The following is a 23,693-nucleotide window of genomic DNA, read 5'->3' as shown; positions in this document are numbered from 1 at the left end:
CGTCAATCGAACACATCCCCCCAATCCGGCGGCGGCGTTTCGGTTTGCTCCGCACCGGCTTCCGCAGGCTCCGCATCGCCATCGCCGTCCGCTGGTTCTGCAATCGGCGGCGCAACGGTTTTTGCCGTCAGCGTGGCGTTCAGATAACTGTCGAGCAAGCCGCACAGACTCTCGTAAAAACCGGATAGCGGTTGCCGACCCAGCAATTGCTCGACACACTGGTATAGGAACTGCTTTTCCGCCAGCATCAGCACCTCCGACACGCTATGCCCTGCCTCCTCGCCGAAGCCGTATTTTTCGACCAGCGCCAGCAGGATACGATCTGCACGCTGCCCTTGCCGGTCTTCGATTTCAGCCAACAACGCCTCGATTTCGGCCTGATGGCGTTTTTTCTCCCGTCTGCCAACCAGCCACAGCACCGCCAATCCCAACACGCTGACGGCGAATAGATTGGCCAGAATGATGATCGTCCACGTCTGACTCATCGCTGCGCCAACTCCTCAAGGTCATGCCGCAACGCCAACTCGGCGTCGAGAAATATCTGCAACATCTTTTTGCTGCTGTTTTCCAATTCCAAAGCGGTTTGGTTGCCGCTGAACACCCGGGTATATTCGGCGGACATCTCGTCTATGGTTTTCATCGCCGTATCGAGCTGCCGCACCAATTGCTGATTCACCCGCTCCAAGCCGACCTGCTTTTGCACCTGCTCCGCATCAGCGCCTCCGGCTGGCCCGTGCTGAACCGAACCGGCGCTGGTGACCAGATTTTGGTAAGGCTCGGCCAATTGCTCGATGCGTTGCTCTATCTCCTGCAACAGCACCAATTCCCGCTTCAGGAACAAGCGGATTACATCCTGAAACAAGGCGCGTTCCGAGGCGTTGACTTGCTGCAGCACCGTTTCGATTTCCGCTTCGCTCAAACTGCAGTGTTCGCTGATGAACTGCTGCAAACGTTCGCCTTTTTCGAAGGAATGGCCTTCCAAATCGCCGATGAAGCGCTCGATTTCGGCCATTTCCTTGCCTTTTCTATTCCGGGACAAGTAGAACAGCGCGATAACCAACAACAACAAAACGGCAAAGGCTTCCGCCGCCAATACCACGACTACCGAATCGAACGAACTCATGACAATTTCTCCAACAAGCGTTGATGCTGTTCCGCTTCGGATTTTTTCAAATAGCGGTAGATAAAAAAGCCGGCCAGCCCGAATAACAGATTAATCGCCAGCAAAACGCCGCCGACCAGCCACCAATTGGCCGCCGGCAGCAGCTCGGGCTCCGACTCGGGCTCGGGATGCGTGTCCGGATGCGCAGCTTCCTTGGCCGCAACATGGCCTGCCTCGGCAGCCGGGACCGCAGGCTCGCCATGTTGCGGTGGTTCCTCGGCAGCGGCCGGCGCCGCATGAAACCAGCTATCGTCTATCGCTACAGGCTTGACGGCCGGAGACACCGGGTTGCCATGGCGATCCTTGGCCATTACGTTGAAACTGACCTTGGTGACGCTTGCCGGCGGCAATTCGGTTAAATCCAACTCCCAGAGCCCATCTTTTGCGGTCGCTGCACGCGTTTCAGGCGGTTTGTCGTCGCGGCTGATTTGGGCGTTAATCACCATGCCGGCCGGCTCCAACAGCGCCAAATCGGGTTTCAACAACAGGCGTACCCGCCGCTGTCCGGCATCGATCTGCCTCTCCACAGTAATCGGCGTCGCTACCACTTGGATCTCGCTGATGATTTCGCGTTTGAAGGTCTTGCCGTCGGCGAGGAATTTCAGGGTGTGCTTACCAACCGCCAGCCCGCTCAAACTTTGCTGAAAAAAACCGGGGTTGCCGGCCGCCGCCATTTTCTGCGGCGCAGATTGGTCCAATCCCAACTCCAAACTCAACATGCCGAGAAAATCGGCCCGAGTAATCAACTGATCGCGGTCGGTAAAGTGGGCCTCCACCGCCAATGTGTCGTGCTCGCCGATAAAATTCGGAATTTGGCTGAGCTGTAGCTTGAGGTCGGTCACGATCATGACCTGATTATCCGGATCGACTTCGGCCAGCAAACGCCACTCACCCACCGCCGGCTGCCTGACCGTGATCAAATCGTAATTCTGGCTTTCCAGCCACGACACATTGGCGGCCATGGTCTGCTTCGCCAATGTTTTGCCGTCCGGCAGGGCCAATTGGGTCGGCGCCGCATGCGCGGTCTTGAACACCAGAATCGAAAACTCCTGAATGCCGCTGTCGACGCTGAATTTATTGTCGCGCAACGGCAGCGTGGTTTTCGGCGCGGCTTTTTGTGCCATCTTCAAAAACGAACGTTGCAATTGGTCGGCGGATTGGGCGACCTCAGCCCAACCGCCGGTCTCGAACGCCAGTTTATCCAGCAACTCCTGGTCGGCTTGGTCGGACAGCGCGACAGTCTGCACCTGGATATCTTGTTGCTGCAACTGCGGAATCCATTCGCTGAGAATGCGCTCCCGCGAATCGGCACTCTGCATGATGTCCTTGGAGATATCGACGAAGCCGTCGGTCAATAGGATCAAGTGCTTGCGGCCGGGGCCTTTGAAGCCTTGGCTGAGAACGGTACGGATCGCGTCTTCGATATGGGTGTACAGGCCGCGGGAATGAATGTTGGCCAGCGCTTTACCGGCTTGCTGTTTCCAGGCCGCATTGACCTTATCGCTGGCGATTAGCGGCACGGTCTTTTCGGCAAACAACCACAATCCGGTCCGGCTGCCGTCCGGCAGCAATTCGACCAGCAAGCGGCCGGCTTCGACGCGCAGATTGTCCGGATCGTTTTGCTTCATGCTGCCGGAGACGTCGATCAGCACCTGAATCTCGTCTCCGCCCGTTGCCGGCGAGGGTTGCGCTCGGGCCACAGTACCGGCAAAAGCAAAAACGCATGCCGCGACCGCCATCAGTAATCTGCACATGACTCCGTCCGGGAGAGTTAAGGTAATGGTTAAAAAATATAGTCTAATGGGTCGGAGTGTTGCCGATTTTTAATTCGGGCCGCGACCGGTGTTACCCTATAATGTTTTTATTTCAACCATAGGAGAACTTATGTCTATCAAACGAATGGTCGATCTGGATCTGGCAGGCAAACGCGTCCTGATCCGCCAGGATTTAAACGTACCGGTCAAGGACGGCAAAGTCACCAGCGATTTGCGCATCCAGGCCAGCGTTCCGACCGTTGAAGCAGCCTTGGCCGGCGGCGCCGCGGTGATTTTGATGTCTCACCTGGGCCGCCCGACCGAAGGCGAATACGACGAAGCCTCCAGTTTGAAACCCGTTGCCGAGCGTTTTTCCCAATTGCTGGGCCAGCCGGTACGTCTGGTCAAAGACTGGCTGGACGGCGTCGAAGTCAAACGCGGCGAAGTCGTATTATGCGAGAACGTGCGTTTCAATAAGGGCGAAAAGAAAAACAGCGCCGAGCTGGGCCAAAAAATGGCCGCGCTGTGCGACATCTTCGTGATGGACGCCTTCGGCACCGCCCACCGCGCCGAAGCCTCGACCCATGCTGTGGCCGAGCACGCTGCAGTCGCCTGCGCCGGTCCGCTGCTGGCCGCGGAATTGGATGCATTGGGCAAGGCCCTGGAAACCCCGGCCCGGCCGTTGGTGGCAATCGTCGGCGGTTCCAAGGTTTCGACTAAATTGACCGTGCTGGAATCATTGTCGACCAAAGTCGATCAGTTGATCGTCGGCGGCGGCATCGCGAATACTTTCATTGCCGCGGCTGGCTATGGCGTCGGCAAGTCCTTGTACGAAGCCGATCTGCTTCCGGAAGCGAAAAAATTGATTGCAGCGGCGAAACAACGCGGTGCGGACATTCCGGTGCCGGTTGACGTGGTCACTGCCAAAGAATTTTCGGAATCCGCAGCCGCCACCGTGAAAAACGTGGCCGACGTAGCTGAAGACGATCTGATTCTGGACATCGGCCCGGAAACCGCAAAGCAATATGCGGAAATCTTGAAAACGGCCGGCACCATCGTCTGGAACGGCCCGGTCGGTGTATTCGAAATCGACCAGTTCGGCGAAGGCACCAAATCCATGTCGATGGCGATCGCCGACAGCCCGGCATTCTCGATTGCCGGCGGCGGCGACACTTTGGCGGCGATCGACAAATACGGTATCGCCGATAAAGTGTCCTACACCTCCACCGGCGGCGGCGCCTTCCTGGAATTCCTGGAAGGTAAGGAACTGCCTGCCGTTGCAGTATTGAAAGCCCGCAGCTAATCAAGCAGTCGAGCAAATGGGCCGGCGGCCATGCAGCCGGCCCAATCAGCCTACAAACCGGCGACGGTCTTATCTTCTTGGTAATCCCGGTAGTTGATCGAAATCTTCAGGCCGGCGAAACGGCCGGACATTTTCACCATCTCCGCTGTTTGCTTGTCGAACATCAGCCTGACTTCGCTCAAAGCCCTATCCTCGTAACCTTCTTCGATCTCCTTCGCTTCCAGACGGAAGTGGTACAGATAAACTTCCTGCTTGTCTTCCTGAGTGATCTCCAACGGCTCGCCTAACTGCTTGACCACTACCGATTTTTTCGGCAGCAGCGCGGCAATTTTTTCGAGTTGGTCGGCTTTGGCTTTTAACTGCTTCTTCTCTTCATTGATTTCGGCACCGCCCAACGAACGGAACGAAGCCTCCAAAAACTCCGGCGGCGCGATTTGCAGAAACAGGTTGGAAAAGGTCCAGTCGGTGATCTTGTCCTCCTTGTTGAAGGCCAGATCCAGGTAAAAGCTGATTTCCGGGGCGACCTGCTTGCCGTCCTTGTCGATTTTCCGGAACCAGTAACGCCAACGTTTGCCGTCGGCGGTCAGCTCCTCGCTACTGGCATGCAGTTTGGCCAAGGAAACGAAATCTTCACTGAACAACTTCGGCTTTTTGAAATGTACGGTGAAATCGTCTTTCGACACCACCGAGAAATAGCGGTCGAATTCGTCCATCTGCAAATAGGTCTGATAGGCGTGCAACCAATGCAGACAACCAGTCATCGTGCTGAGCAAGGTAAAAGCCAGCAACCAGCGTAAAACTCGGGAAAATGTTTTCATAGCCTCCTCAATGCCGGGTCGGCGGGTTGGTCTCGGTTTCTGCCGCCGGATTGGTCAGCAAATTTTCTACGTCGATTTGATCGAAGCGGTATTGTGCACCGCAGAACTGGCAGTCGATTTCGATGTCGTCGCGCTCTTGCAAAATCGCATGCAGTTCGGACCGCCCCAACATCAATAAAGTGCCGGCGATTTTTTGCCGGGAACAAGTGCATTTGAATTCCACCGCTTCCGGATCGAAGATTCTGACCTTTTCCTGATGGAATAGCCGATACAGCAAATCTTCGCAATCCAGCGAGAAGATTTCCTGGGCGGTGACGGTAGCAGCCAACATTTCCAGGCGCTCCCAGTCGGTCGGGTCTTTGTGTTCACCCGGCAACTCTTGAATCAACAATCCGGCCGCGGCGTTGCGGTCGGCGAACAACCACAATCGGGTGTTCAGTTGTTCCGATTGTTTGAAATACACTTCCAACACTTCGGCCAGCGTATCGGCCTCGATCCCGACGATACCTTGGTAAGGTTCGGCATTCTCGGATTCGACGGTCAGCACCAATCGCCCGCCAGCACCGACCATTTCGCGCAGGTTGGCGCCGCTGACGTTGTCCGCGCTACGCACCAGTCCCCGAATGTTACGGTCGTTGCTGGCCTGGGCGACCAAAGCGGTCAAATCGCCGCCGCCCTGAATCTGCATAATCATTGCGCCTTTAAATTTGATCGTCGCCGACAGTAATACCACCGCGGCCAGCGCCTGTCCCATTTGGGCGTCGACTGCGTCGTCCGCTATCCGCTGGTGTTGCTTGGCTTCGACCAAGCTGGTCTGTAGCCGCACCCATTCGCCGCGCACACCGTGCTCTTCGAAGATAAAGCGGCGTAAGCAATCCTGTTGTTTCATGATTTGATTAACTTTATCGAAAGGTCGGGGATTATAATCCCCAGCGTCCCATCATTCGACTAGGGGGAAGGCGGTTATGTCTTTTCTTTCCAAAAAAATTGCCATGCCTGTTGCGGAACAAGCGTTAGCGGGCCGCTCGTCGCCTATCGCCAGCGGCTTGGCGCATGCCGTACACGGCCATCCTTACCACCCGCCGTTTCCGGAGCAGATGCAGCAAGCGGTATTCGGCATGGGTTGTTTTTGGGGCGCCGAACGCAAGTTCTGGCAGCAAGCCGGCGTCTATACTACTGCAGTCGGCTATGCCGGCGGCTTTACGCCCAATCCAAGCTATCAGGAAGTCTGCAGCGGCATGACCGGCCACACCGAAGTGGTGCTGGTAGTTTTCGACCCGCAAACCGTTAGCTACGCGTCGTTGTTGGCGGTGTTTTGGGAATCGCACAACCCGACCCAAGGCATGCGTCAGGGCAACGACATCGGCACGCAGTACCGTTCGGCAATTTACTGCTACGGTGACGAACAACTCGCCGCAGCCACCGCCAGCCAACACGCATACCAAGCTGAACTATCGAAAGCCGGATTTCCGCCAATCACGACCGAAATCCGCATTGCACCGCCGTTTTACTACGCCGAGCAGGACCACCAGCAGTATCTGGCCAAAAATCCCGACGGTTATTGCGGCCTCGGCGGCCTGGGCATTTGTTTGCCGCGTTGAGCAAATCAGCGCCAAATGCTAAGGCATTATAAGTCTTGGCTTTATCGTTTGCGGGCGCTCCCGGCAGAGTTTTTCCGGTTGACTTTTAGGAAAAAATCCTTCAATTTACACGTCTGGTGTGGCTCTACCTCTGCGTTCGACGATGTGCGAACGACCTGAACAGGTCAGTCATCCAAACAGAGCTTTAAAACTAATATTAGTCTTAACAACACAAAACCGTACTCTGTCTCATCAACAGATTACCAGGAGGAAACATATGAAGAAGCCTGTACACAACTGGCTGCTTGCTTCGACTGTAGCGACGATCCTTGCTGCACCAACCGTATCTACCGCCAACGACGACTTAGAAAAATTAACTCAAAACCCTGCTAACTGGGCTTCTTGGGGTGGCGACTACGCTGGTACCCGCTACAGCAAATTGTCCCAAATCAACACTCAGAACGTTAAAAACCTGCAACCTGCCTGGTCTTTCTCTACCGGTGTGTTGCGTGGTCACGAAGGTGGTCCTCTGGTTGTTAACGGCGTTCTGTATGTTCACACTCCGTTCCCAAACACGGTTTACGCTATCGACCAAAAAACCAAAGCCGTCATCTGGGAATTCACCCCGACCATGGATGCCGACGTAACCATCCCGGTCATGTGCTGCGATACCGTTAACCGCGGCTTGGCTTACGGCGACGGTAAAATCTTCCTGCAACAATCAGACACCGTGCTGACTGCGCTGGATGCCAAAACCGGCAAACGCGTATGGAGCGTACAAAACGGCGACCCGAAACTGGGTATGACCAACACCAACGCGCCGATCGTTGTTAAAGACAAGGTCATCACCGGCATTTCCGGCGGCGAATTCGGTGTTCGCGGCTTTTTGGCTGCTTACGATATCAAAACCGGCCATCTGGCGTGGAAAGGGTACAGCATGGGTCCAGACAAGGACACCCTGATCAAACCGGGCAAATCCACCACCTGGCAAGACGGTAAAGTCACCCCGCTGGGACCTGAGTCCAGCTTGGCGACCTGGAAAGGCGACCAATGGAAAATCGGCGGCGGTACGACTTGGGGTTGGTACTCTTACGATCCTAAACTGAACTTGGTCTACTACGGTTCAGGCAACCCTTCAACCTGGAATCCTGTACAACGTCCAGGTGACAACAAATGGTCTATGTCATTGTGGGCCCGTGACGCCGATACCGGTGAAGTTAAATGGGTTTACCAAATGACGCCTCACGACGAATGGGACTATGACGGTATCAACGAAACCGTGCTGGTTGACCAAGAAGTGAAAGGCAAAATGCACAAAACCATCGTCCACTTCGACCGTAACGGCGTGGGCTACACCCTGGACCGTGAAACTGGCGAATTGCTGGTTGCAGAAACCTTCGACAAATCAGTCAACTGGCTGACTCACGTCGACATGAAATCCGGCCGCCCACAAGTCGTGCCTGAATTCTCTACCGAACATAACGGCGAAGACGTCAACACCGTTGGTACCTGCCCTGCAGCGCTGGGTGCGAAAAACCAACAACCGGTTTCTTACTCTCCACAAACCGGCCTGTTCTACATCTCCGGCAACCACTTGTGCATGGAGTACGAACCGTTTGAAGTTAGCTACACCGCCGGCCAACCTTACGTTGGTGCAACCCTGAACATGATGCCTGCTGGCGCCGATGTTTTGACCGGTAAAAAAGACGGCACCACCAACCTGGGCCAGTTCACCGCGTGGGATGCTAAAACCGGCAAAATCGCTTGGTCTAACAAAGAACAATTCTCTGTATGGTCAGGCTCTGTTGCAACCGCTGGTGGCGTTGTGTTCTACGGCACCCTGGAAGGTTACCTGAAAGCAGTTGACGCCAAAACCGGTAAAGAATTGTACAAATTCAAAACCCCATCCGGCATCATCGGTAACGTCAACACTTGGGAATTCGAAGGCAAACAATACGTCGGCGTTCTGTCAGGTATCGGCGGTTGGGCAGGTATCGGTATCGCGGCCGGTCTGGACGACGGTTCGTCATCGACCAACTCAGAAGGTTTGGGTGCGGTTGGCGCGTACAGAAGCTTAGGCGCATACACCAAACTGGGTGGTACACTGACTGTATTCGCTCTGCCTAACTAAGATATAATTCTTTAGATTCGCAGTGAAGCAAGCCTTGGCCGAGCAATCGGCCAAGGCTTTTTTATGCCAAGAAAACCAGTACAGGAATTATCATGAAAGCCAATTCGACCTTCACCACCTGGGCCCTATCTCTAGCCTTGACCGCGCCAATCGCCAACAGCCAAGCCCAGGACAAGTTCAAAGTCTGCGCAGATCCGGTAAACCCGCCCTATTCCACTAAGGAACTGACCGGCTACGAGAATAAAATCGCCGCGCTGTTTGCCGACCAATTGGGCCAGGAACTCGAATACACCTGGTTGCCAGACCGCATCGGCTTCATCCGCAATACCTTGAAAGCGGAAAACGACAATGGCGAAGGCTTCAAGTGCGATGTCGTAATGGGCGTGCCGGCCGGCTTCGAATTGACCGAAACCACCAAACCCTACCTGCATTCCACCTACGTTTTATTGATTGCAAAAGGCCGGGGCTGGGACGATATCAAAGATCCCAATCAATTGGTGCAATTGCCCGAGCAGCGACAGCAGAAACTGAAAATCGCCATGTTCGACCGCGGCCCCGGCACCGACTGGCTGCAACAGAACGGCCTGCTGGATTACGGCGTTCCTTACCAAAGCATGACCGGCGACAGCGAACACAACGTGGCAATGCAGATCGAGAAGGATCTGAGCGCCGGAAAAATCGACATGGTGATTTTATGGGGCCCGATGGCGGCGTACGTGCAAAATCAGAACACCAAGAACGGCTATATCGCAATCCCGATGCAATCGGCACCGGGGACGCGCTTCGATTTCTCGATTGCGATGGGCATTCGCCAAGGCGACAATCAGCGCAAGCAACAGCTTAACGACTTGATCGACAAGAATCGGGCAAAAATCCAGGCGATTATTGCCGACTACAAAATTCCGTCGCTACCGATACCGGAAAAACCGGCCAAGCAAGACGACGATTGACAGCTGAACTCGGCCGCTTCAGCAGCGGCCGAACAAGCGGACTAAATGCGCAAAATGTCCGGCTTTATCGTCGGACAATTGCGACCAATCGAAACGCCAGCGCCAGTTACCTTCAGTGGTTCCGGGCGTATTCATCCGATCCGGCGACCCGAGCTTTAAGATATCCTGCATTGGAATCATTGCCAGATTGGCAACCGATCCCATCGCGGCATGAATCAGCGCGCTCGGCATCGGCAAACTGGACCAGCCTAAATAGTCATAAATCCGCTGTTTTTCGCTGTCGTTAAGCCCGTCGAACCAGCCTAACGTGGTGTCGTTGTCGTGGGTACCGGTATACACCACACAGTTTCGATGGTAGTTACACGGCAAATAGGGATTGCGACTATCGTCGCCGAAAGCAAATTGCAAAATCTTCATGCCGGGCAATTCAAAGTCGTCGCGCAAGGCCTCGACTTCGGCGGTAATGATGCCCAAGTCTTCGGCAACCAGCGACAGCGAGCCGAAATGGCGTTGAATCTCGGCCAACAGCTCGGCGCCGGGCGCCACGACCCAGCGGCCATTGATCGCGGTGTCCTCGTTGGCCGGAATCTCCCAGGCCGCCTCCAGCCCGCGAAAATGGTCAATGCGGAGAATATCAAACATCTCGTATTGGGATTTGATCCGCTCCAGCCACCACTTGAAACCGGTTTTGCGCAAATACTCCCAGTCATAATGCGGATTACCCCAGCGCTGACCGAATTCGGAGAAATAATCCGGCGGCACCCCGGCCACGACTTCCATCTCGCCGGCCGCATTCAGTTTGAACACGTCGCGGTTAGCCCAAACGTCGGCACTATCATAGGAAACAAAAATCGGAATGTCGCCGAACATCAGCACGCCGTGCCGAGCCGCATAATCCTTCAACTCGTGCCACTGTCTGAAGAATACGTACTGTTCGAATTTGATCGAATCGATCACCGCTTTCAATAACTGCCGCGACTCGCTCAGCGCTTTCGGCTCACGTTGCCGCAACGCTTCCGGCCACTCGTTCCAACATTTGTGCCCGAATACGTTACGCAATGCGATAAACAAAGCGAAGTCATCGAGCCAATCGGCTTTTTCCTGACAAAACCGTTGAAAATCAGCCTGCTGTTCGGCATCGGCCAAATTTTGGAAGCCGTAGAACGCCTTGGTTATCAGGCAACTTTTGGTAATTTCAGTATTGGTATGACAATCGCCGCAACGGTCGACGGCCTGCAGCCAACCCTTGTCCGACAACCATTCGAGATTGATCAGCGCCGGATTGCCGGCATGGGCAGACAAACACTGGTACGGCGACCCGTCGCCGTGCGGCATGCCGAGTGGCAAGGTCTGCCAAACCGTGGCACCGGTATCGTGCAGAAAATTGACAAAATGAAACGCTTCCCTTCCCAAATCGCCACACTCTCCGCGCCCCGGCAAGGATGTAATGTGTAGCAAAACGCCCGCGCGGCGTTTATCCAAGAGAGCACCCATGAACTAGTTCCGTTTTCTTATATTTGATTACCGCGGCGCATAGCACCGCCCATCGCCGGACTACCGCTACCTTGCGTAAACGACAAGGCCAAGTACGCCGGCGGCTCTTCCCCCAACAACCGGTAAAGGTTGGTCAGATTGAGCCTATACTGCTTTTCGAAGTCGCTAACCGCTTCGCCGGGGTTATAGTCGCCAAACCACCAGAACCAGTCCGATCCTTCGCAAACACCCAGCTGGGTTTGGGCACGCAGCAGCTGTTGCTCGCCGAGCTTACCGTTCGCCACAGCCCGATCGAACGCCGTCTTGACATCGCCCAGCATATCCCAGCCGTAATTCTTATCAGCATCGCCAATCCAGGTCGAAAAGGTACCGTAGACCCAACTTCCAGCCACCAATTGCGGCAATTTTCCTCTGCGATTTCCGTTGCTATCCAGATATTCGGAAAAGGTGGTCAACTCGATACGCGGATGCTCGCTCAACCGTCGATACAAAGCGCTAAGAAAATGATAGCCGTTATCCGGAAAATATTCCCACGCATTTTCGCCGTCCATAATGATCGAAACCAGAGGCTCCTCGCTATCGAAATCGGCGATATTCTCCAAATGTTTGATCAAATCGGCCACGGCATCATCGGCATGCCATTTGGAATATTCAAAACCTATCAGGTCTGACAAGCCATCGTCCCGGAAAAAACAGGCGATATCCGCTGAATGCAGTTTAAACGGCTGGTGCGGGCTGCAACTTCCGGCCACACCTGAGGCGTGCAAACTATTGTGCAGCACGTTGCCGCCACTGGCAGCCCAACGGAAACCGTTATCCGCGAGAATCTGCAGCGTCCGCTCGCTGACACTACCCTCCGACGGCCAGCAACCTTGCGGCTCGAAGCCGAAGAAATGCCGAAACGTCGCCACGCCCTTCTGCAGATGCCAACGTACCCGCTCCTCGCCGCCCGGATAGTTCTCCAGTCCTGGCAATTCGACGCCAGGCATCGCCTCGCGGGCACAATCGATTTGCAGCATCAGCGGCATGATCGGATGGGCGTAAGGGGTAACGGATAATTCGATACGGCCTTTTCTGGCCAGCGATTTATAACGGTAGATGACTCGCGATAACAGGTCGCCGATAATTTCGACAATCTCGATCCTGTCGTGCAGACTGAAGCCGCTGCCTTTGTCGATCAGACGCTGCACGCGGCCGTCGCCGAGTTTGACGGTCTCGCCCATCCATACCAAATGGTACCAGACCAATATGTCGGAAATGAACTGTGCGTTAACGTAGTTGACCGAATCCTGATGGGACTGGATCCAATCCGCCATATCGATTAGCTTGCGGAAGGCGGGATAGCGCTCGATCTGTCGCTCGCGGTTCGCCTTACGGCAATCGTGCAACAATTTCAGTCGCCGCTCCGGATCAGCCGAAACAGCCGGCTCAACCAAGGCCGCGAGCAGCGGATCCTTGATCGCGATTCTATCGTGCAAATAGCCATTGACTTGGTTTGAATAGTCTTCGATCTGCTCCAGCAGGATGGGCGCAAAGTTCACCACCGCTTTCGCCGCCGGAGTGGCCTCCAGGTGAGCCACCATATCGACGTAGTCTTTTATGACATGCAGATAAGTCCAAGGTAATTTGAACTCCCCGCTCTGCATATCGCGGTATTCCGGCTGGTGCATGTGCCAGCACAGCACCAGCTTCAATTTTTTAGCGGACATAATTCCGGCGTTGCCCCAACATGTCGGAGGTCACCAGCACGACGCCGCCCTCGCTGACATGAAAGCGCTTTTCGTCTTCAGCCCGGTTTTCGCCGATCACGGTGCCTTCCGGCACTTGGCAGCCTTTTTCGATGATCGCTTTCTTGATCCGGCAATGCCGGCCGATATTGACTTCCGGCAGCACCACCGAATCCTCTACGATGCTATAGGAATTGACCCTGACTTGCGAGAACAACAGCGAGTGCCTGACCGTCGCGCCGGATATCACACAGCCGCCGGAGACCATCGAGTCGATGGCTTGACCGCGGCGGTCGTCGTCGTCGAACACGAATTTAGCCGGCGGCGTCTGCGCTTGGTAGGTCCAGATCGGCCAAGTGTTGTCGTACAGATTCAGGTCCGGTTTGACGCCGACCAGCTCCATGTTGGCGGTCCAGTAAGCGTCGATGGTTCCGACGTCGCGCCAGTAGCTTTGCTGGCCGCTTTGCAGATCCAAAAACGGATAGGCGTTGACCCGGTACTTGTCGATTACCGCCGGAATGATGTCTTTGCCGAAATCGCGGCTGGACCCCTTGGTGTCCGCATCTTTGATCAGTTGCTCGAACAAAAACCCGGCGTTAAAAATGTAAATCCCCATAGACGCCAGCGCGGTGTTCTCCCGGCCCGGCATGACCGGCGGATTTTCCGGCTTTTCGACGAAGGCCTTGACCCGACGGTTGTCGTCGACGTGCATTACCCCGAACGCCTTAGCATCTTCCAGCGACACTTCGATACAGCCGATGGTCAGGTCGGCCTTGTTCGCGACATGGTCGGCCAACATCACCGAGTAATCCATTTTGTAAATGTGGTCGCCGGCCAAGACCAACACGAACTCCGGATTGCGCGCCCGTAAAATATCGATGTTTTGGTAGATTGCATCGGCTGTGCCCTGATACCAGGAGTGTTCGTCGTGGCGCTGCTGCGCCGGCATCAGATCGACGTATTCGCCGAATTCGCCGCGCAGGAAGCCCCAGCCTTGCTGAATGTGCCGAATCAAGGAATCGGCTTTGTATTGGGTCAGGATTCCGATCTTGCGAATATCCGAGTTGATGCAATTCGATAATGGAAAATCGATAATCCGAAACTTGCCGCCGAAAGGTACCGCCGGCTTAGCCCGCCAGTCCGTCATGTTCTTCAACCGCGAGCCGCGTCCGCCAGCCAAAATTAAAGCGATGGTATTGCGGGTTAAATCGTTTACCCGTCTCTCCTGCTGATGTGTATCGACGACTGACATGTATTTCCTCGTTCAATTGATAAGCTTTACTGCAAATACGGGCGGCGGCCGGCCGATGCAGATTTCTCGAGCTGGCACTTGCCGCGCTGAGCCATTATCGTTACTCTTCACGGAAAAGTAAAAACCCATACGCATTGCTACTATTAACGCCGGTCTTTTAGCAAAATCGCCGTCCCCGCCCAACGCTTAACCCTAACTATACTGAGGCCCTGCAAGATGAACAAGCCAAGCCCGTTACATTCGCTTGATTCAGAACTCGTCAAAATTAAAGATGCCAAACATCACGATCCGTTCTCGGTTTTGGGCCGCCATACCGTAGGCGGCGACACCATTCTCCGCGCCTTTTTGCCCTACGCCGAATCCGTCAAACTGGCAGCCGACGGCGGCGAATTCCAACGCATCCCGGACAGCGATTTCTTCGAATACCGCCCCGGCAAAACCGGCGTTCCGGCCCACTACCAGTTAATCTGGCTGGACAAAGACGGCGGCAGCCACTGCCAGTACGATCCTTATAGCTTCGGGCCGATACTGCCGGAATTCGACCAACATCTGTTCGGCGAAGGCAGGCATTGGCACATTTACCAAAAGCTCGGCGCCCATTTGATGACGGTCGACGGCATTGAAGGCGTGCATTTCGCCGTCTGGGCTCCCAACGCGCAACGAGTCAGCGCCATCGGCGACTTCAATCGCTGGGATGGCCGTTGCCATTCGATGCGCAATCTGGGCAACAGCGGCATTTGGGAGATCTTTATTCCGGGCCTGACGGTAGGCAACCTGTACAAGTTCGAAATCCTGAACCGCCACAGCGGCCAGGTGCTGGTCAAAACCGACCCTTACGGCCAGCAGTTCGAGTTTCGTCCATCCACTGCGGCAATCGTGGTCGACGAGGATGCCTACATCTGGCGCGACGGCGCCTGGATGGAGCAACGGCCACAACACGACTGGCTCCACCGGCCGATGTCGATCTACGAAGTACACCTCGGCTCTTGGCGGCGCGACCACCGCGGCAATTTTCTGAACTACCGCGATCTGGCCGCGCAATTGGTCGATTACGTCAAGGAAATGGGCTTTACCCACATCGAACTGTTACCGGTCACCGAACACCCGCTGGACATTTCCTGGGGCTACCAGACCACCGGTTATTTTGCGCCGACCAGCCGCCACGGCACGCCGGACGACTTCCGTTTTTTCGTCGATCACTGCCACCAAAACGGCATCGGTGTGATCCTGGACTGGGTGCCGGCACATTTTCCGAAGGACAGCTTCGCGCTGGGTCGCTTCGACGGCACCCCGCTTTACGAGCACGAAGACCCGCGCAAAGGCGAACATCGCGATTGGGGCACATTGATCTACAACTACAGCCGCAATGAAGTGAAAAACTTCCTGCTGTCCAGCGCCTTCTTCTGGCTGGAGGAATTCCATCTGGACGGTCTGCGCGTCGATGCGGTCGCCTCGATGCTGTATCTGGATTACTCGCGCGACGCCAACGACTGGATTCCCAATATGTACGGCGGCAACGAAAACCTGGAAGCGATCGACTTCCTGCGCCATATGAATACGGTGACCCACGAGCAGCACCCCGGCACCGTGATCATGGCCGAAGAATCCACCTCCTGGCCGCAAGTGACCCGGCCGACCTGGACCGGTGGCTTGGGCTTCTCGATGAAATGGAATATGGGCTGGATGCACGACATTCTGCATTACATGCAAGAGCAGCCGATTCACCGCTCCTACCATCACGATTCGCTGACCTTCGGCCTGTTGTACGCCTTCACCGAAAACTTCGTGCTACCGTTTTCGCACGACGAAGTGGTGCACGGCAAAGGCTCCCTGCTGAACAAAATGCCCGGCGACGAATGGCAGCGTTTCGCGAACCTGCGCCTGCTCTATACCATGATGTTCACCTATCCCGGCAAGAAGCTGTTGTTCATGGGCTGCGAATTCGGCCAGGGCACCGAGTGGAGTTGTAACCGTACCTTGGATTGGTACGTGTTGGACTATCCCCACCATCGCGGCTTGCAGACATTGGTCAAGGATCTGAACAAGCTATACAGCAGCCATGCCGCGTTACACCGGTACGATTTCGAACATCAAGGCTTCGAATGGATCGATTGCCACGACTACCAGCAGTCCATCATCAGCTACCGGCGCAAATCGGCGCACGAAGATTTGATCGTCATCCTGAATTTCACACCGGTGCCGCGGGAAAGCTATCGGATCGGCGTGCCGCAACCGGGCACCTACTTCGAAATTTTCAACTCCGACTCGCAATATTACGACGGCAGCAACGTCGGCAACGGGACGGTATTGTCCGAACCGCAACCGTGGATGGGCCAGCAACATTCGATTGCCGTCACCTTACCGCCCTTAGCCGGCATCATTTTGAAAATGTAGTTCTCCGATATGAAAAAAATCCTGTTCGCTAGCAGCGAAACCCATCCTCTGATCAAAACCGGCGGCTTGGCCGATGTCGCCGGCAGCTTGCCGCAAGCCTTGGCCGAATTGGGTCAGGACGTGCGTATCATCATGCCCAATTACCAGGCCATCAAAAACTGCGAGCCGGGCCGCTACCTGTGCACGGTGCGGGTGAATAATTGCGACGTCAATTTGCTGGAAACCCGACTGCCGGACAGCAGCGTCATCGTCTGGCTGGTCGATTACCCCCCGTTCTTCAACGTCCCCGGCAATCCCTACCTGGACGAAGCCGGCCGGCCCTGGGCCAATATCGGCGAGCGCTTTGCACTGTTCTGCCGCATCATCGTCGAAGTCGCGATGAATCGGGCTTACCTGGACTGGCGCGCCGACATTTTACATTGCAACGACTGGCAAACCGGGCTGGCGCCGGCCTTGTTGTCGTTGGAGCAAGAACCGCCGGCGACCGTGTTCACGATCCACAACATGGCTTACCAAGGCCTGTTTCCGGGTAGCGCCTATTCGCAACTGAATTTGCCAGGGCAATTGCTGCACCCGGAAGGACTCGAATTTCACGGCATGCTGTCGTTCATCAAGGGCGGCCTGGCCTACGCCGACCGCATCACCACGGTCAGCCCCACCTACGCCCAGGAAATCCAAACGCCGGAATTCGGCTACGGCCTGGAAGGCTTGCTGGCGCACAAGCAACAGCAGCTCAGCGGCATCATCAACGGCATCGATACAGCCGTTTGGAACCCGAGCAGCGACAGTTATTTGGCGCACAATTACAGTGCTGACAACCTGGAAGGCAAGCAGGCCAACAAAGCCGCATTGCAACAGCAACTGGGCCTGCCGGTCGCGGCCGATGTACCTTTGTTCGGCCTCATCGGCCGACTGGTGGAGCAAAAAGGCATAGACTTGGTATTGAACTGTCTGGCGGAAATGACGAGCTTACCGCTGCAATTCGCCTTGCTGGGCAGCGGCGACAAAAGCATAGAGTACCGCTTGCAGGAGTTCGCTCGGCTCTACCCGGAAAAGGTGGCCGTAACGATAGGCTACGACGAACGTCTGGCGCACCAAATCGAAGCCGGGGCCGACATTTTCCTGATGCCGTCGCGGTTCGAGCCGTGCGGACTAAATCAGATGTACAGCCAACGTTACGGCACCATCCCGATCGTCAGAAAGACCGGCGGTCTGGCCGACACCGTGGTCGACGCCTTGCCGGAAAGCATCGCCAACGGTACCGCCAGCGGGATTGCCTTCAACGATGCCTCGGCGGCGGCATTGATCGAAGCCATCAAGCGCAGTTTGGTTCTATACCATAATCCGAAGATCTGGCATCAGATTCAACGCAATGCGATGGCCAAGGATTTCTCGTGGAAAAACAGCGCCGCACAATACATGGCCTTGTACGATGAAATTTAAGGCCGCTGGGCTGGCGCTGGCAATCTTGGCCGGGCAAGCCGCCCTGGCCGACGAACCGGTGATGGAAGTGATTCCGCTCGCCAACCGCCCAGCCTCAGAAATCCTGCCCTTGTTGGCGCCATTACTGGACGCCAACGATCGGGTGGTAGACAACGGCAGCAGCCTGATCGTCAGAACCCATCCGGACCGGCTGGAGGCCATTCAGTCCCTGGTGCGCAAACTGGACGCCCGCCTCAGCAACCTGGTGATCAGCGTCTTGCAAAGCAGCAGCAAAACCGCCGCCGAACTCAACGCCGAAGCGGCAATCGCAGTGTCGCCGGACGCGATTCGGATGCGCGGCATGGTCGGCAACACGGCCGATTTGGAAAACCGGCAACAACACCAACAATTGCGCACCTTGGAAGGCCAGCCGGCCATCATCAGAACCGGCGAGGTAAGGCCGGTGCATCAATACAATGCTTACCAATACGGCTACGGCGCCAGCGTTTACAGCAACACCCAAATGGTCGAAGCGACGACCGGATTCGCCGTCACGCCGCGCCTGGTCGGCCGGCAAGTAATCATCGACGTTGCCCCCTGGTCCGATCGCTTTCGCCAGAATGGCCAACTCGACACCCAGTCGGCACAGACCTCGATACGCGCCAATCTGGGCGAATGGGTCGAAATTGCCGGCAACGTCGATGACGAAAACAGCCGGCATAGCGGATTCAACAGTTTCAACGACGCCACGCGGCACAACCAGCTGCGGATTCTGGTCAAAGTGGAAACGACCGACTGACACGCTTTAGTCGGCAAATGCCGCGGCGGCGACGTTTCCAGCGTTTAGCGGCCCACACTCTGCCCCATCTGCCAATATACTTAGGCATCTTCGTCAATCGAGCATAAGCCCCGGCACTCTTTATGGCACCACGCTTTCGATTCGCCGCCACCATCGCTGTACTGGCGATTATTTGTGCGCTCTGCCCCGCGACGGTAGCGGCAACGGAAGTCTTGCGAGTGTTGGCCTGGGACGGTTATGCCGACGCCGATACTGTCCGCGAATTCGAATACCGCTACGCCGCCAAGGTGGAAGTGACTTACGCCAATTCCGACGACGACCTGTGGTACAAGATCAACCATGCCGCCTACGACGTGTTTGCAGTCAACACGGCCGAACTGCAGCGCTATATCGACCGGAATTTAGTGCAAGGGCTCGATCCCAGCCGGCTCGCCAATCATGCCCGGCAACTGCCGCGTTTTCGCGATCTGGCGGCAATTCCAGGTTTGGTTCGGCAGGGGCAGGTGTTCGCAATTCCCTACACCTATGCGGAAATGGGCTTGATCTACAACCGCAAGATCATTGCCGAACCACCACAATCGATGGCCGCAATGTGGGACCCTGCCTACCGTGGCCGGGTCCTGGCATTTAACACCAGCGACCATAATTTCTCGTTGGTCGGACTATTGCTGGGCGCCGCCAATCCGTTTCGACTCTCAGATGGCAATCTGACCGAAGCCGCGCGCGAACTGGCGAAATTACGCCGCAACGTGCTGACCTTTTATTCGACGGCGGAACAAGCGGTCCAGCTGTTTATGCGCCACGATGTCGCACTGGTGTTCGGCAATTACGGCAGCCAGCAACTGAAAGCCTTGCGCGACGCCGGCGCCGATGTCGGCTATCTGATTCCGCAAGAAGGCGCGCTGGCTTGGCTGGATTGCTGGGCGATTACCCGCAACGCACCCAACCCGGCATTGGCCGAACAATGGATTGATTACACGCTGGAACCTGCCGTCAGCGAACGCCTCAGTGCCCGTCACGGCTTGGCAAACACCATCTCCGCCCACCCCGACACCGAATCCGGGCAAAAACTGATTTGGCTGGAACCCGTCGCCAATCCGGACCTGCAAAAACAGCTGTGGGATCGCGTTATTTCCGGCGAACCGCCCGAGGCGTTTTGATGAAGGCAAGCGTCGGGATCAAACTAGGATTCTGGCTAGCCTTGCTGGGTACCGTTTCCACCGGCCTGACCGGTTATTACGTCTACGACCGCAGCCGCCAGCTGCTGGTCGGCACCGCGCAAACACAGTTGCTAAGCACCGTCCAGGGCTTATCGTTCCGCTTCGGCGATGCGTTGGCCGCCACCGCAAAAGACGCCAAAACGCTGGCGAACCTCAAGCTATGCCGAGAAATCGCCTTGGCAAATCCCGCCAGCCAGCTCGACGCCGCGAAAGCCGAATTAGCCGACCTGTTTTCGGCATTGCTGAAAAGTCACCCGGAATACAGCCAAGTCCGGCTGATCCATGCCCAGCGTTACGGCAAGGAACTGGTCCGCGTCGACCGGGACCAAGACGGCGTACAGATCGTTCCGGAGGCGCAGTTGCAGGAAAAGAACCATTTTCCGTACGTGTTCGAAACCTTGCATTTAGCCAGCGCCGATGAAATTTACGTCTCCGAGATCAATTTAAACCAGGAACTTGGCTCCCACCAAGGTTTCGGCAAGCCCACGGTACGCATCGCGCTACCGATTTCATCGCCGGCAGGCACTCACATCGCGTTGCTGGTTATCAATGTCGACCTCGACGGCTTATTTGCGCTGATTAGCCGCCGGCTGCCACCTCACACCCAATTGCTACTGAGCAACGGCAACGGCGATTATCTGATCCACCCCGACAAAACCAAGACCTTCGGCTTCGAGAACGGCCGTCGTTTCCAGATTCAGAACGATATTCCCGAAATCGAAGGCGTGTTGCACGGCGAGCGGAATTTGGCGGTGTTCGCGACCGGCGCCGAGCGAACCTTGGCGCCGTCGTCGTTAGCGGCCTTCGTCAAATTACCGCTAGACCCGTATAACCGACGCTTCGCGCTACTGGGTATTTACACCCCCTTGGCCGAGGTATTGACCGGCAGCCACTTGCTGGGCTGGAAAGTGGTGGAGATCACCGCGATCTTCAGCCTGTTGGCCAGCGCAATTTCGTTGGTATTGGCCAGAATACTGGCCAAACCGCTAGATCAGATGACCCAGGCCGTCAGTCGGTTTCGGCTTGGCCAACGCTTGGAAGCCGTTCCAATCGACCGCCACGACGAAATCGGTTATCTGGCGAAAAATTTCGTCGCCATGACCGGGCAACTGAACAACCAGGTGGCCGAGCTATATGCGTCCGAAGCTAAGTTGCACGCCATTTTGGATAATGCACCGGTCGGAATTTGGTTGATTGACGCAAACCGGCAATTTTCCTTCGCCAATAAAACCTTTTGCGACCACCTCGGATTGGCGGAAAACCAAGTCATTGCCAACCCGGATTTGGCTGAGTCGCTAGGCGAGGAATTGGCATCGCGGTTTAACGCCGCCGACCAGGACTGCCTGAACGGAGCAGAACCGGTTCACCAGTCGTTGGAACGCATGACATTCGCGGACGGCAAACGCCGGGTGCTGCAAATCACCCGCGCCCGTCTGCAAGATATCGACGGCAAGCCGGCCGGAGTGATCGGTATCGCCATGGACATTTCCGACCGCCAGCAGGCGGCGGACCGGGAACGCGCCCATAATCACGTCCTGGAGTTGATCGCCAAAGGCGCACCACTGGCCGGCATCCTGGAAGCCGTGGTTCTAGCCGTCGAAACCCAGAATCCCGATCTGCTGTGCTCGATACTATTGCTGGATAACGACGGCAAACAATTGCATATTGCCGCCGCCCCTCATCTGCCGGCTTTTTACCATCGGACTATCGATGGCATGCCGGTCGAAAACGGCGTCGGACATAGCGATTCCGGGGCCTACTCAGGCGAGCGCATTATCGTTGAAGACATTCAGCAACATCCCTACTGGGCACCTTTTCGCGAATTGGCCGCTCAAGCCGGACTGGGCGCCTGTTGGTCCGAACCGATTCACGACACCGCTGGCAAATTGTTGGGCTGTCTGGCTATTTATCAACATAAGCCGGGGGCACCGAGTGCCGATGATTTGCTGGCCATAGAACAAGCTGCCAATCTGGCCGGAATCGCCGTGGACCGCAGCCGCAGCAACGAAGCCTTGCAATTGGCGTCGCTGGTGTACCAGAACAGTAGCGAAGCAATGGCCGTGATGGATGCCGACTGCGCCATCATCACGGTAAATCCGGCCTTTACCGAATTGACCGGATACACGCTGGCCGAGGTCGCGGGCCGGAGCCATGCGATCCTAAATTCGAATCGGCAGAGCGAACAATTTTACCAAGCCATGCTGCAAGCGATTGGCAGTAGCGGCCACTGGAAAGGCGAACTGTGGAATCGGCGCAAGAACGGCGAGATCTTTGCCGAACTGCTGACCATCAATACCATTTTCAATGCCGACGGCAGCCCGCACCGACGAGTGGCGATGTTCTCCGATATTACGCAGAAAAAACAATCCGAAGAATTGATTTGGACTCAGGCCAATTTCGATCCGTTGACCGGGTTGCCCAACCGCCGCATGTTCCATGACCGACTGGAACAGGAAACCAAAAAATGCCAACGCAACGGCCTGCCGTTGGCACTGATTTTTATCGATCTGGACCGTTTCAAGGAAGTCAACGACAGCTTGGGCCACGACATGGGCGACATGCTGTTGAAAGACGCCGCCTTACGCTTGAGCCGCTGCGTACGAGAATCGGATACGGTGGCGCGTCTCGGCGGCGACGAATTCACGATGATACTGTCGGAACTGGATGATATTGCCAGCGCCGAACGCGTCGCACAAAGCGTGCTGCGCACTCTGGCAGCCCCTTTTCAACTCAAAAACAAAGTCGCTTATTTGTCGGCCAGCGTCGGCATTACTCTGTATCCGCGGGACGCCGAGAAGATCGATGCGTTAATCAAAAACGCCGACCAGGCCATGTATGCCGCCAAGCAGCAAGGCCGCAACCGCTACTGTTATTTCACGCCGGCGATGCATGCCGCGGCCCAAAAACGGATGTTGATTGCCGGCGATTTACGGAGCGCACTGGCAACTGGACAATTCCAGCTGTATTACCAGCCTATCGTCGAACTGGCTTCCGGCAGAATATTGAAAGCCGAAGCTCTATTGCGTTGGCACCATCCCGAGCGCGGGCAAATCAATCCCACCGAATTCATCCCGATCGCGGAGGATAACGGCTTGATCGTCGAGATCGGGAACTGGGTGTTCGAGCAGGCGGCGCGGCAGGCCAAGCGCTGGCGGGAGCTTTACCATCCCGAGTTTCAAATCAGTATCAACAAGTCGCCTGCGCAATTTTACGGTAGCCAAATACATGACGAATGGTTAAGCCAACTGCGGGCTTTGGGATTGGCCGGGCAAGGCCTGGTCGTGGAAATTACCGAGGGTCTACTACTGGATGCCAGCAACGTGGTCCGCAATAGCCTGCAAGCATTTCGCGAGGCCGGCATGCAGATAGCGCTCGACGACTTCGGCACCGGTTATTCGGCATTGGCTTATCTGAAAAAATTCGATATCGATTATTTGAAAATCGACCGCTCCTTCGTCGCCAATTTAGCCCCGGACTCGAGCGACATGGCGTTATGCGAAGCCATCATCGTCATGGCGCATAAGCTGGGCATGCAAGTCGTCGCCGAAGGTCTGGAAACCGAAAACCAACTCCGTTTGCTGCTCGAATCCGGCTGCGACTACGGCCAGGGCTACCACTTTTCGCAGCCGTTGCCGGCCGAGGATTTCGAGGGTTATTTGAGTGCGGCCGCAAGGCCGGATTGAACGC

At 55.9% G+C, this 23,693-nt stretch carries 17 protein-coding genes; 9 read left to right on the top strand and 8 right to left on the bottom strand.

The annotated features are described in order from the left end of the window. Positions 1-2 precede the first annotated feature (2 nt). The 3 genes from C2U68_RS06155 to C2U68_RS06145 are packed head-to-tail and all read right to left on the bottom strand — an operon-like array spanning position 3 to position 2,916. Positions 3-485, bottom strand: a complete 483-nt coding sequence (locus C2U68_RS06155; protein WP_140911643.1) for a hypothetical protein — start codon at positions 483-485, stop codon at positions 3-5. After that, positions 482-1,123 carry a hypothetical protein gene (locus C2U68_RS06150; RefSeq protein WP_140911642.1) on the bottom strand — a complete coding sequence of 214 codons (642 nt, stop codon included), beginning with the start codon at positions 1,121-1,123 and terminating at the stop codon, positions 482-484. Before C2U68_RS06150 ends, C2U68_RS06155 begins: the two co-directional genes overlap by 4 nt. After that, entirely contained in the window at positions 1,120-2,916 is a 1,797-nt protein-coding gene (locus C2U68_RS06145) for a VWA domain-containing protein (RefSeq protein ID WP_140911641.1), read from the bottom strand. The genes C2U68_RS06150 and C2U68_RS06145 overlap by 4 nt, the downstream gene beginning before the upstream one ends. A gap of 130 nt (positions 2,917-3,046) precedes the next feature. Between C2U68_RS06145 and C2U68_RS06140 the strand changes: the two genes are divergently transcribed. Beyond that, the gene (locus C2U68_RS06140; RefSeq protein WP_140911640.1) at positions 3,047-4,219 is read left to right on the top strand and encodes a phosphoglycerate kinase; all 1,173 of its coding nucleotides are present in this window, start codon (positions 3,047-3,049) and stop codon (positions 4,217-4,219) included. A 50-nt stretch (positions 4,220-4,269) separates the two neighbouring features. Here C2U68_RS06140 and C2U68_RS06135 read toward each other — a convergent pair whose 3' ends face one another. Then, positions 4,270-5,037 carry a hypothetical protein gene (locus C2U68_RS06135; RefSeq protein ID WP_140911639.1) on the bottom strand — a complete coding sequence of 256 codons (768 nt, stop codon included), beginning with the start codon at positions 5,035-5,037 and terminating at the stop codon, positions 4,270-4,272. A gap of 7 nt (positions 5,038-5,044) precedes the next feature. Next, positions 5,045-5,926 (bottom strand): Hsp33 family molecular chaperone HslO, encoded by an 882-nt coding sequence (gene hslO / locus C2U68_RS06130; RefSeq protein ID WP_140911638.1) that lies wholly within the window; start codon positions 5,924-5,926, stop codon positions 5,045-5,047. 76 nt (positions 5,927-6,002) lie between these two features. Between hslO and msrA the strand changes: the two genes are divergently transcribed. The 3 genes from msrA (at position 6,003) to C2U68_RS06115 (ending at position 9,698) form a co-directional block, all read left to right on the top strand. Beyond that, positions 6,003-6,638 (top strand): peptide-methionine (S)-S-oxide reductase MsrA, encoded by a 636-nt coding sequence (gene msrA / locus C2U68_RS06125; protein ID WP_140911637.1) that lies wholly within the window; start codon positions 6,003-6,005, stop codon positions 6,636-6,638. 256 nt (positions 6,639-6,894) lie between these two features. Then, positions 6,895-8,748 carry a methanol/ethanol family PQQ-dependent dehydrogenase gene (locus C2U68_RS06120; protein WP_140911636.1) on the top strand — a complete coding sequence of 618 codons (1,854 nt, stop codon included), beginning with the start codon at positions 6,895-6,897 and terminating at the stop codon, positions 8,746-8,748. Between the two features lie 92 nt (positions 8,749-8,840). Then, positions 8,841-9,698: a quinoprotein dehydrogenase-associated putative ABC transporter substrate-binding protein gene (locus C2U68_RS06115; RefSeq protein ID WP_140911635.1), complete on the top strand. Its 858-nt coding sequence runs from the start codon at positions 8,841-8,843 to the stop codon at positions 9,696-9,698. Between the two features lie 18 nt (positions 9,699-9,716). Here C2U68_RS06115 and malQ read toward each other — a convergent pair whose 3' ends face one another. Genes malQ through glgC form a run of 3 tightly spaced genes read right to left on the bottom strand, consistent with a single transcriptional unit; the run spans position 9,717 to position 14,171 of the window. After that, positions 9,717-11,192 carry a 4-alpha-glucanotransferase gene (gene malQ / locus C2U68_RS06110; protein WP_140911634.1) on the bottom strand — a complete coding sequence of 492 codons (1,476 nt, stop codon included), beginning with the start codon at positions 11,190-11,192 and terminating at the stop codon, positions 9,717-9,719. Between the two features lie 17 nt (positions 11,193-11,209). Further along, on the bottom strand, positions 11,210-12,901 hold the full coding sequence (locus tag C2U68_RS06105; RefSeq protein WP_140911633.1) for a glycoside hydrolase family 57 protein: 1,692 nt from the start codon (positions 12,899-12,901) through the stop codon (positions 11,210-11,212). Beyond that, complete coding sequence (gene glgC, locus C2U68_RS06100; RefSeq protein ID WP_140911632.1) at positions 12,891-14,171, bottom strand: glucose-1-phosphate adenylyltransferase; 1,281 nt, start codon at positions 14,169-14,171, stop codon at positions 12,891-12,893. Before glgC ends, C2U68_RS06105 begins: the two co-directional genes overlap by 11 nt. Positions 14,172-14,387: 216 nt before the next feature. Between glgC and glgB the strand changes: the two genes are divergently transcribed. The 5 genes from glgB to C2U68_RS06075 all read left to right on the top strand — a co-directional run bounded on the left by glgB (position 14,388) and on the right by C2U68_RS06075 (position 23,689). Beyond that, on the top strand, positions 14,388-16,565 hold the full coding sequence (gene glgB, locus C2U68_RS06095) for a 1,4-alpha-glucan branching protein GlgB (protein WP_140911631.1): 2,178 nt from the start codon (positions 14,388-14,390) through the stop codon (positions 16,563-16,565). 9 nt (positions 16,566-16,574) lie between these two features. Then, on the top strand, positions 16,575-18,008 hold the full coding sequence (gene glgA, locus C2U68_RS06090) for a glycogen synthase GlgA (RefSeq protein WP_140911630.1): 1,434 nt from the start codon (positions 16,575-16,577) through the stop codon (positions 18,006-18,008). After that, positions 17,998-18,786 (top strand): secretin N-terminal domain-containing protein, encoded by a 789-nt coding sequence (locus C2U68_RS06085; RefSeq protein ID WP_140911629.1) that lies wholly within the window; start codon positions 17,998-18,000, stop codon positions 18,784-18,786. The genes glgA and C2U68_RS06085 overlap by 11 nt, the downstream gene beginning before the upstream one ends. A 122-nt stretch (positions 18,787-18,908) precedes the next feature. Further along, positions 18,909-19,946 carry an extracellular solute-binding protein gene (locus C2U68_RS06080; RefSeq protein ID WP_140911628.1) on the top strand — a complete coding sequence of 346 codons (1,038 nt, stop codon included), beginning with the start codon at positions 18,909-18,911 and terminating at the stop codon, positions 19,944-19,946. Further along, a complete protein-coding gene (locus tag C2U68_RS06075) occupies positions 19,946-23,689 on the top strand; it encodes an EAL domain-containing protein (protein WP_140911627.1) in 3,744 nt (1,247 codons plus the stop codon). Before C2U68_RS06080 ends, C2U68_RS06075 begins: the two co-directional genes overlap by 1 nt. The last annotated feature ends 4 nt before the right edge of the window (positions 23,690-23,693 follow it).

This window comes from Methylomonas koyamae (genome assembly GCF_006483455.1).
Classification (GTDB): Bacteria; Pseudomonadota; Gammaproteobacteria; order Methylococcales; family Methylomonadaceae; genus Methylomonas; species Methylomonas koyamae_B.
This window is presented reverse-complemented; position numbering and strand designations above follow the sequence as displayed.

What these genes read in the sequence shown, in the direction of transcription:
- C2U68_RS06120 (WP_140911636.1), top strand. Translation starts at nt 6,895, where the DNA reads ATGAAGAAGCCTGTACACAACTGGCTGCTTGCTTCGACTGTAGCGACG.
- hslO (WP_140911638.1), bottom strand. Translation starts at nt 5,926, where the DNA reads ATGAAACAACAGGATTGCTTACGCCGCTTTATCTTCGAAGAGCACGGT.
- C2U68_RS06080 (WP_140911628.1), top strand. Translation starts at nt 18,909, where the DNA reads ATGGCACCACGCTTTCGATTCGCCGCCACCATCGCTGTACTGGCGATT.
- C2U68_RS06135 (WP_140911639.1), bottom strand. Translation starts at nt 5,037, where the DNA reads ATGAAAACATTTTCCCGAGTTTTACGCTGGTTGCTGGCTTTTACCTTG.
- msrA (WP_140911637.1), top strand. Translation starts at nt 6,003, where the DNA reads ATGTCTTTTCTTTCCAAAAAAATTGCCATGCCTGTTGCGGAACAAGCG.
- malQ (WP_140911634.1), bottom strand. Translation starts at nt 11,192, where the DNA reads ATGGGTGCTCTCTTGGATAAACGCCGCGCGGGCGTTTTGCTACACATT.
- C2U68_RS06155 (WP_140911643.1), bottom strand. Translation starts at nt 485, where the DNA reads ATGAGTCAGACGTGGACGATCATCATTCTGGCCAATCTATTCGCCGTC.
- C2U68_RS06085 (WP_140911629.1), top strand. Translation starts at nt 17,998, where the DNA reads ATGAAATTTAAGGCCGCTGGGCTGGCGCTGGCAATCTTGGCCGGGCAA.
- C2U68_RS06140 (WP_140911640.1), top strand. Translation starts at nt 3,047, where the DNA reads ATGTCTATCAAACGAATGGTCGATCTGGATCTGGCAGGCAAACGCGTC.
- C2U68_RS06105 (WP_140911633.1), bottom strand. Translation starts at nt 12,901, where the DNA reads ATGTCCGCTAAAAAATTGAAGCTGGTGCTGTGCTGGCACATGCACCAG.
- C2U68_RS06150 (WP_140911642.1), bottom strand. Translation starts at nt 1,123, where the DNA reads ATGAGTTCGTTCGATTCGGTAGTCGTGGTATTGGCGGCGGAAGCCTTT.
- C2U68_RS06075 (WP_140911627.1), top strand. Translation starts at nt 19,946, where the DNA reads ATGAAGGCAAGCGTCGGGATCAAACTAGGATTCTGGCTAGCCTTGCTG.
- C2U68_RS06115 (WP_140911635.1), top strand. Translation starts at nt 8,841, where the DNA reads ATGAAAGCCAATTCGACCTTCACCACCTGGGCCCTATCTCTAGCCTTG.
- glgC (WP_140911632.1), bottom strand. Translation starts at nt 14,171, where the DNA reads ATGTCAGTCGTCGATACACATCAGCAGGAGAGACGGGTAAACGATTTA.
- glgA (WP_140911630.1), top strand. Translation starts at nt 16,575, where the DNA reads ATGAAAAAAATCCTGTTCGCTAGCAGCGAAACCCATCCTCTGATCAAA.
- C2U68_RS06145 (WP_140911641.1), bottom strand. Translation starts at nt 2,916, where the DNA reads ATGTGCAGATTACTGATGGCGGTCGCGGCATGCGTTTTTGCTTTTGCC.
- glgB (WP_140911631.1), top strand. Translation starts at nt 14,388, where the DNA reads ATGAACAAGCCAAGCCCGTTACATTCGCTTGATTCAGAACTCGTCAAA.